This window comes from Herbiconiux aconitum (genome assembly GCF_024979235.1).
Lineage (GTDB): Bacteria > Actinomycetota > Actinomycetes > Actinomycetales > Microbacteriaceae > Herbiconiux > Herbiconiux aconitum.
Window position 1 is genome coordinate 418,531 of sequence record NZ_JANLCM010000001.1, and the last position, 12,086, is coordinate 430,616.

14 protein-coding genes and 1 tRNA gene are annotated in these 12,086 nt (G+C 66.6%); 7 read left to right on the forward strand and 8 right to left on the reverse strand.

All coding sequences use genetic code 11. The features are described from left to right. The first annotated feature begins 42 nt into the window (after window positions 1–42). The gene (locus N1027_RS01880) at window positions 43–690 is read left to right on the forward strand and encodes a YqaJ viral recombinase family protein (protein ID WP_259504506.1); all 648 of its coding nucleotides are present in this window, start codon (window positions 43–45) and stop codon (window positions 688–690) included. Beyond that, complete coding sequence (locus tag N1027_RS01885) at window positions 687–1,454, forward strand: alpha/beta hydrolase (RefSeq protein WP_259504508.1); 768 nt, start codon at window positions 687–689, stop codon at window positions 1,452–1,454. The genes N1027_RS01880 and N1027_RS01885 overlap by 4 nt, the downstream gene beginning before the upstream one ends. Here N1027_RS01885 and N1027_RS01890 read toward each other — a convergent pair. Continuing rightward, complete coding sequence (locus tag N1027_RS01890; RefSeq protein ID WP_259504510.1) at window positions 1,394–2,185, reverse strand: DUF998 domain-containing protein; 792 nt, start codon at window positions 2,183–2,185, stop codon at window positions 1,394–1,396. The two genes, N1027_RS01885 and N1027_RS01890, sit on opposite strands and share 61 nt — an antisense overlap. Before the next feature lie 218 nt (window positions 2,186–2,403). Between N1027_RS01890 and N1027_RS01895 the strand changes: the two genes are divergently transcribed. Beyond that, window positions 2,404–3,429 carry an NADP-dependent oxidoreductase gene (locus tag N1027_RS01895; RefSeq protein ID WP_372499650.1) on the forward strand — a complete coding sequence of 342 codons (1,026 nt, stop codon included), beginning with the start codon at window positions 2,404–2,406 and terminating at the stop codon, window positions 3,427–3,429. A 28-nt stretch (window positions 3,430–3,457) separates the two neighbouring features. On the opposite strand, the gene N1027_RS01900 is transcribed toward N1027_RS01895, so the two are convergent. The 7 genes from N1027_RS01900 to N1027_RS01930 all read right to left on the reverse strand — a co-directional run bounded on the left by N1027_RS01900 (window position 3,458) and on the right by N1027_RS01930 (window position 7,907). Further along, entirely contained in the window at window positions 3,458–4,522 is a 1,065-nt protein-coding gene (locus tag N1027_RS01900; RefSeq protein ID WP_259504511.1) for a cell wall-binding repeat-containing protein, read from the reverse strand. 70 nt (window positions 4,523–4,592) lie between these two features. Beyond that, entirely contained in the window at window positions 4,593–5,147 is a 555-nt protein-coding gene (locus N1027_RS01905) for a GNAT family N-acetyltransferase (RefSeq protein WP_259504514.1), read from the reverse strand. Window positions 5,148–5,301: 154 nt separating this feature from the next. Further along, the gene (gene rplA, locus N1027_RS01910) at window positions 5,302–5,991 is read right to left on the reverse strand and encodes a 50S ribosomal protein L1 (protein WP_259504523.1); all 690 of its coding nucleotides are present in this window, start codon (window positions 5,989–5,991) and stop codon (window positions 5,302–5,304) included. A 14-nt stretch (window positions 5,992–6,005) separates the two neighbouring features. Beyond that, the gene (rplK, locus tag N1027_RS01915) at window positions 6,006–6,437 is read right to left on the reverse strand and encodes a 50S ribosomal protein L11 (protein WP_259504531.1); all 432 of its coding nucleotides are present in this window, start codon (window positions 6,435–6,437) and stop codon (window positions 6,006–6,008) included. 123 nt (window positions 6,438–6,560) lie between these two features. Continuing rightward, complete coding sequence (gene nusG / locus N1027_RS01920) at window positions 6,561–7,472, reverse strand: transcription termination/antitermination protein NusG (RefSeq protein WP_259504537.1); 912 nt, start codon at window positions 7,470–7,472, stop codon at window positions 6,561–6,563. Between the two features lie 62 nt (window positions 7,473–7,534). Beyond that, window positions 7,535–7,807, reverse strand: coding sequence for a preprotein translocase subunit SecE (gene secE / locus N1027_RS01925; protein ID WP_259504544.1), 273 nt, complete (start codon window positions 7,805–7,807; stop codon window positions 7,535–7,537). Between the two features lie 27 nt (window positions 7,808–7,834). Next, window positions 7,835–7,907, reverse strand: a tRNA-Trp gene (locus N1027_RS01930). Window positions 7,908–8,073: 166 nt separating this feature from the next. Here N1027_RS01930 and N1027_RS01935 point away from each other — a divergent pair. The 4 genes from N1027_RS01935 to N1027_RS01950 are packed head-to-tail and all read left to right on the forward strand — an operon-like array spanning window position 8,074 to window position 12,026. Then, window positions 8,074–9,108 (forward strand): AI-2E family transporter, encoded by a 1,035-nt coding sequence (locus N1027_RS01935; protein WP_259504547.1) that lies wholly within the window; start codon window positions 8,074–8,076, stop codon window positions 9,106–9,108. Further along, entirely contained in the window at window positions 9,105–9,725 is a 621-nt protein-coding gene (locus tag N1027_RS01940; RefSeq protein WP_259504549.1) for a MarC family protein, read from the forward strand. Before N1027_RS01935 ends, N1027_RS01940 begins: the two co-directional genes overlap by 4 nt. Next, window positions 9,725–10,789, forward strand: a complete 1,065-nt coding sequence (locus N1027_RS01945) for a cell wall-binding repeat-containing protein (RefSeq protein ID WP_259504551.1) — start codon at window positions 9,725–9,727, stop codon at window positions 10,787–10,789. The genes N1027_RS01940 and N1027_RS01945 overlap by 1 nt, the downstream gene beginning before the upstream one ends. A 37-nt stretch (window positions 10,790–10,826) precedes the next feature. After that, window positions 10,827–12,026 (forward strand): pyridoxal phosphate-dependent aminotransferase, encoded by a 1,200-nt coding sequence (locus N1027_RS01950; protein WP_259504552.1) that lies wholly within the window; start codon window positions 10,827–10,829, stop codon window positions 12,024–12,026. Window positions 12,027–12,086 lie beyond the last annotated feature (60 nt).

A 12,086-nucleotide genomic window follows, 5' to 3' on the forward strand; every position in this document is an offset into this window, starting at 1 on the left:
CTGGCGGCGCGGGATGTCCGGGGCGCGAGGGACAATGGAGACGTGACCGATCTCATGCTCTCCTTTCCGTGGGAGACCGACGACGAGGTCGCCCCGGAGCCGCCGCGACCGCCGCACCTCGAGCGCGTCGTCGCGCAGTCCACCGACCGTGTCGCGTGGCTCCGCGCCCGCAGCCGCGGCGTGACAGCGACGGATGTCGCACGCCTCTCCAGCGACCAGGCGATCGCCACCGTCGCGTGGGAAAAACTCAACGGCTCGGGCTTCAGCGGGAACGCCTTCACTGACCACGGGCGGGCACGCGAGCCGGAAATCGCGAACTGGGTGCGGCGCGAGCACGCGATCGATCCGAGTTTCGCGCTGTTCCATGCCTCGCGCGACCGGCGGCACCTGGCCACACCCGACGGCATCCGGGTGGCCGGCGACGGAACGCTCGAACTCGCGGAGATCAAGACCACCTCGAAGCCGTGGTCGCGCATCCCGCGCAGCTATCTTCGACAGGTCTGGTGGCAGCAATACGTTCTCGGCGCCGAGCGCACCCTCGTGGTCTGGGAGCAGCACCTCGACTTCGTGCCCGTCGACGCCGAGCCCCGCTGCCAATGGGTCGATCGCGACGAATCTCAGATCGAACTGCTCGTGCGCCGCGCCGACCGGATGCTGGCCTGGATGCGCGGCGAGCGGCAGCCGGCGTGACCGTTCTGCTGCTGCACGGCCTCGGTGGCGACCGTGAGCAGGCCCTGTCGCTGTTCGCGCCGATCGTGCCGCACGGCACCCACCTGCTGGCCCCCGACACCCGCGGACACGGTCAGCGCGACGAGAACGGGCCGGCGGCGTCGTTCGCCCTCGACGCACTCGGCGACGACATCGCCGCCCGCGTCGCGTCGGCGAGGGATTCCGACGGTCGCTCGGGCGAACCCCTCACCGTCATCGGCATCTCGATGGGCGCCGCGATCGCCTTGCGGCTGGCGCTGCGGCAACTTCTCCCGATCGACCGCATCGTCTTCGTGCGGCCGTCATTCACCGATCGGCCGCTCCCCCACAACCTGCGGGCCTTTCCGGTGATCGGCGAGCTGCTGGCCGACCGCGGCGCGGTCGAGGGCGAAAAGGCGTTCTTGCAGACCTCGCTCTACGCCGACACCCATGCTGAATCGCGGCTGGGAGCGGCGGGACTTCTGCAGCAGTTCCGCAGCCCGCGGGCAGCCGAGCGTGCGGCGCGACTGATCGAGATCCCGCGCTCGGCGGCATTCGGCTCCGACGACGACCTGTCGTCGATCGACCTGCCTCTGGCGATCACGTGGGCTCCGCTCGACCCCGTGCATCCGGTGTCGGTCGCCGAACTCTGGATGGATGAGCTGAACGGCGCTGCGAGCATCCCGATCCCGGCCCGCGACGACGGCTACTCCGAGTACGTCGCGGCAACGCGCGCCGGAGTCGCGGCCTGGCTCGGCTGGGCCTGAGCAGGCGCGATCGGATGCTCGTGACCGCCGTGCGCGGCGTCCGACCGGTCGATGACGGCCGCCACCTGCAGGTCGCGCCGCGCGGCGACGGCAAGGAACGCGGCGAGCCCCACCAGCCAGAGCAGTGCGATCGTCGTCGCGACCAGTTCGAGCACGCCGCCCACCTGGGTGCCGATCCGGAACAGCGACAGCAGGCCACCGACGCCGGCTATGACGGCCACCGCGATGGCCGACACGAGCGAGAAGCGTGCCAGCGCCCGGAAGTCCTCATCCGTCGCCACCTGCAGCATCACGAAGGCGGCGCCTGCGAAACCCAGAACGGCGCACGAGGTGTGGATGAGGTCTTGCCAGGTGAACGCCGGGCCCACCGGTAGCGGGCACCCCACCGTGCAGGTGATCTGCGAGGCGACTCCGAACGCGATCGCCGATCCCGCCAGCACCGCGGCGGGCGGCGCCACGGCGAGCCAGCGCACGCTCGGGCGCAGTCGTGGAGCGCAGAGCGCCACGAGCATCGCCGCCACCGCGACCAGAACGAGGCCCCATCGGAACACCTCCGCCGTCGGTTCGCCGGTGGCGCCGAGCTCACTGACGTAGACGAAGCGGGCCGCCGCGATGCGCGCCACCCAGATGAGGGCGAGACCGACGGCGCCCAGAACGGCCGCGGCCCAGAGCACCCCAGACCGCGCCGTCGGAGAGAGACGGGCGATCGGCGCCCGACGGGCTGGACTCATGGATCGGGTCTCTCTCGTGCGTGCGGCCGGTGCGGGCTGGGCGGTGTTCGGAAGTTACTGAATGTTAACGCGGCCCGACCGAGTTTGCACCCCAGTGACCTGACCGTAACACCTGTGAATTATTCAGCAATTAGCGTGGGGGTAGCCACAAGGCAACGCAGTGAAGCGGGTCCCCGAGCCCCATCGCGTATTCCAGGAGATCGACGGAAGGCACAGGGATGATCGAGAAGCGGAGTGGATCGCCGGCGGCGCCGAGCCCGACCCTCACCCACCCGGCGAGGATGCGCGCATCCCTGATGTCGGGAATCGGCGGCCCCGAGGTGCTGGAGATCGCCGAGGTGCCGAGCCCCGTGCGGGTGAACGCCGAGGTATTGGTGAAGGTCGCGGCGGCGGGCGTGAACCCGCTCGACGCGAAGACCCGAGCCGGGCGCGGAGTGGCCGCCGCGATCTCGTCGTATCCGTGCATCCTCGGTTACGATTTCGCGGGCGTGGTGGTCGAGACGCCGTATGCGGGGCATCAGCTGAACGTCGGCGACGAGGTCTTCGGCATGATGTCGGTGCCGCGCGGGGCCGGGTCGTATGCCGAGTACGTCTCCGTGCCGAGTCTGCAGGTGGCCCGTAAGCCGAAGGCGCTTTCGCTGACCGAGGCTGCTGCGGTTCCGCTCGCGGCGCTCACGGCGTGGGGTCTGGTGGTCGATCTGGCGAAGGCGCACGAGGGGCAACGGATGCTCATCCATGCGGCTGCGGGCGGGGTGGGCCACTTCGCGGTGCAGTTCGCCGCCTACTTCGGCGCGCGCGTCACGGCGACCGGTTCGGCTCGAAATCAAGGCTGGCTGCGAGAGCTCGGCGCCTCGACTGTGATCGATTACACCGCGGTCGCATTCGAAGATCACGTTTCCGACCTCGACGTGGTCATCGACCTGCTCGGCAACGTGCACGCCGACACAGGGAGTCGATCGCTGGCGACGCTTCGCCCGGGAGGTCTCATCATCAATGGGCCGACCGGCAGCTGGCCGGGGTTCGAGGAGGAGGCGGCGGCGGCCGGGATGCGGGCGACCACGTTCAAAGTCGCTCCGGATGCGTCGACCCTCGCCGTGATCGCCCGGCTGATCGACTCGGGCGACGTGCGCGTGCACGTCGACCGCACGTACCCCTTGGAGTCGGCTGCGGAGGCCCACCGCGATCTCGAGGGCGGCCACACGCGGGGCAAGCTCGTGCTCCAGATCGGCGACCTGCCGTTCTGACAAGCGCGGCCCTGAGGCCGCCACGGCATCAGCAGGGAGTCAGCGAATCGACACCGGAACCCAGGGTGGCCGGCCCGCCGAGAATGATGATCTGCTGCGCCTGCAGCCGCTTGATCTCACCGAGCACCGATGCGGGAACACAGTTGGGCTGAACGACATAGAGCGGGGAACCGGACTGAGCCGCCCGTGGCCCGCCACTCAGCGCATCCGGGAACGCCGTGCCACTGGCCAGGTAGACGGTCGACGCTGACTCAAAGGCCCAACGATTGACGCTGACTCCCGCCTCGTAACGATCCGCGCCCTCGGAGCGGGTGACGACGAAGTGCCGACCTCCCAGATTGACTTCCAGTTCCGAGCTGAGGGAGTTGACTCCCCCGACCAGGTGCACGTCATTGGCTCCCAAGCTGTGGAGCACCGAGATCTCCGCCTCCGTCGCGACATGCTCCGCTCCGTCTACGAGGAGCACCGGGGATGCCCCGGTGTGGGTCGCAGCGGGTGAGGCGGTGAGCGCGTCGGGGAAGTTCGCTCCGGTGACGACGAAGACCGTTTCACCCCGGATGGCGCCGAAGGTCGGTTCGGTCAGGAGATTGCGGGAGACCTCGTACCGATCCGCTCCACCGATTCGCACGACAGTGGCCCCGGCCACGCGCTGAGACAGCTGCTCCATGGCCTCGTCGGAGACAGAGGCAGGACCTCCGACCACCACGATCGTCGTGGGCTCGAGTCGGCCCAGCTCGGCGATCACGCTCTCCGGCACCGCGGCTCGAGGGGTGAGAAGCAACGGCGCACCATGTCGCCCGGCCACCGCTGCGGTGCTCAAGGCGTCTGCGAACTTCTCGCCGCTCGTGACGTAGACGAGGTCGGCTGTGCGCATGGCGGAGGACGCCTTGATCGCCTGGTCGTAACGATCGGCACCCTGGATGCGCGTCGGGGTCGGCATGACGTAGGGCGCCCGTGGCGCGGAGAGGGCTTGCGCCGACGAGGCGGCACCGATTCCCATCACGGCGATGAGGGCGGCGACCAGGCCCAGCGAAGCCACCTTCGGGAAGCGATCTGTGCTGCTGAAGGAGCGGAGTGCGTTCGGACGATTCATGGCGACCGCCTTTCGGGTTACGGTACCTCAACCCTGTTCGCCATCTCGCTCTGGGTGTTATGAGTAGTTTCTACTCAGACGACGGTGCAGGAAGCGCCAGCGCCCGTTCGAAGACGAAGTCGTCGTGCAGCTCGTCACCCACGAGGAACTGCTTCACCCCGACCTTCCGAAAGCCGCTCTTCTCGTAGAACCGGATCGCGCGCGCGTTCTGCTGGTTGACGCCGAGCCACACGCTCGCCGCTCCCGACCGCTCAGCGCCCTCGATCGAGGCCGTCATGAGCGCCGAGGCCACCCCGAACCCGTGGAAGTTCTCGCGCACGTAGCATTTGCTCAGTTCGACGGTCGGCCGCCCGGCCACCGCTGCAGCCACCGCCTGATCGGTCGGTTCGCCGCCGATGAGCATCGTGTACCCGGCGATCTCACCGTCGACGTCGGCCAGAATCACGCTGCGTTCCGGATCGGAGAGATACCCGGCGAACCGGGCATCGGAGAGGTTCTCGGCGATGAACGCGGCGATCGCTGCCGGCGCGGTGCTGGGAGGGCAGGCCATCTCGAAGGTCTCGGCGGCCACGGCCGACACGATCCCGGCATCCTCGAGGCGAGCGGTGCGAACCCTGGTGACCATTCCTCCACGGTACCTGCGCACTTCGCATCTCCTCGCAGGGCCCGCCGGTTCCGACACTCCACGACAGCTGACGATCTACCCGGTCGCCCACGCCACCCCGCACACGCAGAAAGGGCCCGCCGTGAGGCGAGCCCTTTCCGTGTACTGCGGCGAACTAGATCGCGTTGACGTCGAGCGGGATGCCCGGGCCGAAGGTCGTCGAAACGGCGCCCTTCTGGATGTAGCGGCCCTTGGAAGAGCTCGGCTTCAGGCGAAGCACCTCTTCGAGAGCGACCTTGATGTTCTCGTCGAGCTGCTCCGGCGTGAACGCGGCCTTGCCGACCACGAAGTGCACGTTGGCGTGCTTGTCGACGCGGAACTCGATCTTTCCGCCCTTGATGTCGGAGACGGCCTTCGCGACATCCGGGGTCACGGTGCCGGTCTTCGGGTTGGGCATGAGGCCACGCGGGCCGAGCACCTTTCCGAGACGACCGACTTTGCCCATGAGCTCCGGGGTCGAGACGGCGGAGTCGAACGAGGTGTAGCCGCCGGCCACCTTCTCGATCAGCTCGTCGCCACCGACCTCGTCGGCGCCGGCAGCGATCGCTGCTTCGGCCGCGGGGCCCGTCGCGAACACGATGACGCGGGCGGTCTTGCCCGTGCCGTGCGGCAGGATGACGGTGCCACGCACCATCTGGTCGGCCTTGCGCGGGTCGACCCCGAGCTTCAGCGCGACCTCGACGGTGCTGTCGAACTTGGCGGAGCCGGTCTCACGCGCGAGCGTGACGGCTTCGGACGGGGTGTAGTACTTGCCGGCTTCGATCTTCTCGGCCGCGGCCCGGTAGGCCTTTGACTTCTGTGCCATTTTCAGCCTCCTCCTTATGCCTCGACCGTGATGCCCATGGAACGGGCAGTGCCGGCGATGATCTTCTCTGCAGCTTCGATGTCGTTCGCGTTCAGGTCGACCTGCTTCTGCTCAGCGATCTGACGCACCTGCTCCTTGGTGAGCTTCGCGACCTTGACGGTGTGCGGAGTGGAGGAGCCCTTGGCGACGCCGGCGGCCTTCTTGATGAGCTCCGCCGCGGGCGGGGTCTTCAGGATGAAGGTGAACGAGCGGTCTTCGTAGACGGTGATCTCGACCGGGATGACGTTGCCGCGCTGCGACTCGGTCGCGGCGTTGTACGCCTTGCAGAACTCCATGATGTTGACGCCGTGCTGACCCAGCGCCGGCCCGATGGGCGGTGCGGGGTTGGCGGCGCCGGCCTGGATCTGAAGCTTGATCAGACCTGTGACCTTCTTCTTCGGTGCCATTTCTTCTCTTCTCTATCGAGCCGCACGAAGGCGGCGCTCCCACCACAGGGCTTCTCCCTGCAGTGGTGTGACGGATGCCCGTGAAGGCAACCGAAATATCTTAGCCGAAAAGCCTGAACGGCCCTACAGCTTGGTGACCTGGTCGAAGCTGAGCTCGACGGGCGTCTCACGCTCGAACAGGGAGACGAGAACCGTGAGCTTGCCGCTCTCCGGCTTGATCTCGCTGATCGATCCGGGCAGACCCGCGAACGAGCCCTCCTTGATCGTGATGGTCTCGCCGATCTCGAAGTCGACCTCGGCGGGGATGTTGCGCGAGACGGCCTTGCCGCCCTTGCCACCGGCGGACTTCGCGGTCGGAACTTCCTTGACCTCGACGAGGCTCTTCAGCATGTTGAAGGCCTCTTCGAAGCGCAGCGGCGTCGGGTTGTGCGAGTTGCCGACGAAGCCGGTGACGCCCGGCGTGTGACGCACGACCGACCAGCTGTCCTCGTTGAGGAACATGCGCACGAGCACGTAGCCCGGGATGCGCACGCGGGTGACCAGCTTGCGCTGGCCGTTCTTGATCTCCACGACGTCTTCCATCGGAACCTCGACCTGGAAGACAAAGTCCTCCATGCCCATCGAGGTCTTGCGGCTCTCGATGTTCGACTTCACGCGCTTCTCGAAGCCGGCGTAGGAGTGGATGACGTACCACTTGCCGGGCAGCGACCGCAGTTCGGCGCGGAACGCGTCGTAGGGGTCGACCTCGGGGGCCTCTTCGTCGTCGGCCTCGCCGGACTCCTCCGATTCGGAGGCGGACGAGTCGGCGGCATCCGCTTCGACCTCTTCTGCGGTCTCGTCGACGGGCTGGTCGGCGACCTCGGCATCGGGGTCTTCGAGCACGTCGAGCACCGCGGCGGCCTCGTCGAAGTCGTCGATGTTCAGTGCATCGTCGACGACCGCGTCGGCTTCGGGGTCGGCTGCCTCGTCGATCGCCTCCAGGAGGGCGTCGAGGTCAGCCGGGACACCGGCTTCTTCGGGCTTTGCGTCAGACACTGAATTCGTTTCCACTTCTTAGCTTCGGGTGCGGCGCGGGGCCGCAGGATGGTGCGGGGAGATCAGGATGGCGTTCCGAACACCACGATCGCGAGCCAGCCGAACACGGTGTCGAGCCCCACGACGATCGCCATCATGATGACGACGAACACCAGCACGACCAGCGTGTAGCTGATCAGCTCGCGCCGGGTCGGTGTGACGACCTTCTTCAGCTCCGTGATGACCTGCCTGATGAACAGGACGATACGGGCGAACGGATTGCGCCGTGCCGCCCGCTCCTTCTTGGCATTCTCGACGACGTCCTCGGAAGGTTCGTCGATTATTTTTCGTGCCACCGTGTCAGTACCTTTCACAAACAGGAGCAGGGCGGACAGGACTCGAACCTGCAACCTGCGGTTTTGGAGACCGCTGCTCTACCAATTGAGCCACCGCCCTAATGCTGTAACCAGCACAGCGTTGAAGACGCACAGCTTCGCTACACTCACCTTGAGGATTCAGGGCCCAGAAAATAGGCATAGAAAAGCTTGGCAGATTTCAACTACCGACACACAGTGTAAGTCACATCCGGTAGGACCGCAAAGGCAGCGAGATGGAGCACAACATGCGCACAGGCGCCTTCCGAATCGGATTCGTCGCGACCCTCGGCGGTCTCGTGGCATTCGCTCTGGGGTTCGCCTTCGTGCAGTTGTCGACCGTGGTCATCTGCATCCTGGCCTCACTGTTCATGGCGCTCGGCCTCGATCCCCTGGTGCGCTGGCTGACGAGGCGGCACATTCCGCGCGGCTGGAGCATCCTCATCGTCTTCGTCTTGGTGATCGCCTTTGCGGTGGCAGTGTTCTTCCTGGTCATCCCGGCGTTCGTCGACCAGACCACCGATCTGATCTCGAATCTTCCCGACGCGGTGAAGGCCGCCACTCAGTCGACCTGGTTCACGGATGTCTTCGGCACCTCCGTCGACACCCAGAAGCTCGTTCAAGACCTCGACGACTTCCTCACCGATCCGGGCAATCTCGCCGCACTGGGCGGCGGGGTGCTGAAGGTCGGGTTGGCGCTCATCAACGGAATCACCGCCGGCATCCTGGTGCTCGTGCTCACCCTCTTCTTCCTCGGGTCGCTCGAGGCCGTGAAGAACAGTTTCTACGTCTTGGTGCCCATGTCGCAGCGCGAAGGCGTCGTCGCCATCAGCGAGCAGATCGTGCGGTCGATCGGCAAATACGTGAGCGGACAGGTCATCCTCGCGGCCACCAACGGCGTCTTCGGGTTCATCGCGATGCTGATCATCGGAGTGCCCTACGCGGGCGCGCTCGCGGTGGTGGCGTTCCTGCTCGCGCTGATCCCGCTGGTGGGAACGGTGATCAGCGCCATCCTCATCACCTTCCTCGCCCTCACCGTGTCGCCGGTGACGGCCATCGCCATCGGCATCTACTTCCTCGTCTACATGCAGGTCGAGGCCTACGTCTTCAGCCCGCGGATCATGAACAAGGCGGTGGACGTGCCCGGCATCCTGGTCGTGATCGGAGCGCTAGTGGGCGGCACCTTGCTCGGCGTGCTCGGCGCGCTGATCGCCGTGCCCGTGGTGGCGTCGATCCTCATCATCATCAAGCAGGTCGTCGTTCCCCGGCAGGCCCTCGCGTGAGCGACGTGATCAGCGCGCCGACTCTGGTGACCAGCGCGATCGCCCTGCTGACCATCGCCAACCCGATCGGCAGTCTTCCGATCTTCCTGAACCTCACGAAGGACTTCGACCGCGCTCGGCAGCGACGGATCGGCTTCCTGGTGGGCGTCGCCGTGTTCGCGGTGCTCACGGTGTCGCTCCTGGTCGGCAAGTTCATCCTCGAGGCGTTCGGCATCGACCTGACCTCCTTCCGGATCGCCGGGAACCTGCTCGTCGCCTCGATCGGCTGGGGCATGCTCACCGCGAAGCAGAACGTGCTGACCGTGGCGGATTCGCAGTCGCCGGCGGTCGTGCCCCTCGCGATTCCGCTGATCGCCGGCCCGGGCGCCATCAGCCTCGTGATCACCTTCGCCGACGACTACCCGAGCCCGATCGACCTGCTCGCCGGCGTGGGCATCAATCTCCTGGTGGCCGGCGTGATCGCGGTCGCGCTGTTCTTCGCCCCCGAGGTCGCCCGGGTGGTCAAACCCACCGGCATGAGCATCGTCACGCGCCTGTTCGGCCTGCTCCTGCTCTCGATCGCCATCCAGTCGATCATCGGCGCTCTCGCAGAGGCTTTCCCGGTTCTCACTAAGTAGTGATCCATCTCCAATACCTGAGTTTGTCTCTGTTATCCTCGAATATCATGAGGCTTCGTCATCATCACTTCTTTCGTCTGGTCGCCGCCACAGCGGCCACGATCGCCCTCTTCTCCGGCGCGACAGTCACGTCTGCGGAAGCCGCCGTTCCCACCGGGTTGTCGCGCATTGGCGGCCCCGATCGGTACGCCCTCTCCGCTGCTGTCTCTGCCGAGACGTTCGACTCGGGAGTGCAATATGCCTTCATTGCTTCTGGAGAGAATTTCCCGGACGCGCTCTCCGCCTCGGCCGCCAGCCGTGGCTTCGGGCCCGTCCTCCTCGTCACCCGCGATGCGGTTCCCAGTGCCATCGCGGCCGAACTCTCCCGGTTGACGCCCGGGAAGATCATCATCGTCGGCGGAACCGACTCCATTTCGCTGGGTGTCGAGGCCACACTCAGCGGATACGCGCCCGCCCTACGCCTCGGAGGCCCCGACCGGTACGCCGTCTCTTCCGCCTTGTCGAAAGCGATGTTCGGCGGCACCTTCGTGCCAACCATTTACGTGGCGTCGGGCGAGACGTTTCCCGACGCGCTCTCTGGTTCCGCGGGCACCACGGGTGACGGACCGGTTCTCCTTGTCACCCGCGATGGCATCCCGAGCCCAGTGGCAGCGGAATTGGAACGTCACGAGAGCTTCGAGATCGTCGTCGTCGGTGGCCGCAACTCCGTGAGCGACGCAACGTTTGCCGCCATCTCTGCGTACGCCTCGCCTACTACCCGTGTCGTTCGCGTGGACGGCGACGACCGTTACGCCGTCTCGGCAGCAGTCTCGCACTACGGCCACTCGACGGGAGCTCCCACAGTGTACGTCGCCTCTGGAACCGTCTTCCCCGACGCACTTTCCGGTTCAGCCGCCGCCATCATGCATGGCGCCCCTGTGCTGCTCGTCACGAAAGACGGCATCCCCGACGCGGTTAAGACGGAACTCGACCGCCTCAATCCCTTGCGCATCATCGTGCTCGGAGGGCCGAACACCGTCAGCGATGCCCTTCTCCCTCAATTGGCCCGCTACATAGTCGTCTGAGCCTCCTCAGCGGAGGTAGGTCTTCTAAGCTGGTGGCGTGACCGACCATCCCCGCATCTCGCACAGAATCGCATCCATCGCCGAGTCGGCGACCTTGAAGGTCGACGCGAAAGCCAAGGCGCTCCAGGCGGTCGGGCGGCCGGTCGTGAGCTACGCCGCGGGCGAGCCTGATTTCCCCACTCCTGAGCACATCGTGGAGGCGGCTGCGGTGGCGGTGCGCGATCCGAAGAACCACCGCTACACACCCGCCGCCGGGCTGCCGGAGCTGCGCGAGGCGATCGCCGCGAAGACCCTCCGCGACAGCGGGATCGAGGTGTCGCCCGCCCAGGTGATCGTGACCAACGGCGGCAAGCAGGCCGTCTACGAGGCCTTCGCCACGCTGCTCGATCCGGGCGACGAGGTGCTCGTGCCCACTCCGTTCTGGACGACCTATCCCGAAGCCATCGCCCTCGCGGGCGGCGTTCCGGTGGAGGTGTTCGCGGGCAGCGACCAGAACTACCTCGTGACGGTTGAGCAGCTCGAAGCGGCGCGCACGGAGCGCACCAAGGTGCTGCTCTTCGTCTCGCCCTCGAACCCCACCGGCGCCGTCTACTCCCCCGAGCAGACCAAGGCGATCGGCGAGTGGGCCGAGGAGCACGGTCTCTGGGTGATCAGCGACGAGATCTACCAGAACCTGGTCTACGACGGACTCACCGCCGTCTCGATCGTCGACGCCGTGCCGGCACTGGCCGACCGCACACTGCTCGTCAACGGCGTCGCGAAGACCTACGCGATGACCGGATGGCGGGTGGGATGGATGGTCGGCCCCCTCGATGCGATCAAGGCCGCCTCGAACCTGCAGTCGCACATGACCTCGAACGTCTCCAATGTCTCGCAACGCGCGGCCATCGCCGCACTGACGGGCCCCCAGGACACGGTCGACGTGATGCGCGCCACCTACGACCGCCGACGCAAGCTGATCGTCGACGGACTCAACCAGATCGACGGCGTGCACACCCCGCTGCCCGAGGGCGCGTTCTACGTGTACCCGGATGTGACGGGGTTGCTCGGCCGCACCTGGGGCGGGGTGACGCCTCAGACGTCGTTGGAGCTCGCCGACCTCATACTGGAGCAGGTCGAGGTGGCGACGGTTCCGGGTGAGGCTTTCGGGCCGAGCGGATTCCTGCGGCTGTCGTACGCCCTCGGCGACGACGCCCTGGCGGATGGCGTCGCCCGCCTGCAGAAGCTCTTCGGGTAGCGGCGGCACGGGCACGTACATCGCAAGGATGACATAGCCGAGCATTCTTCACTTGAAGCT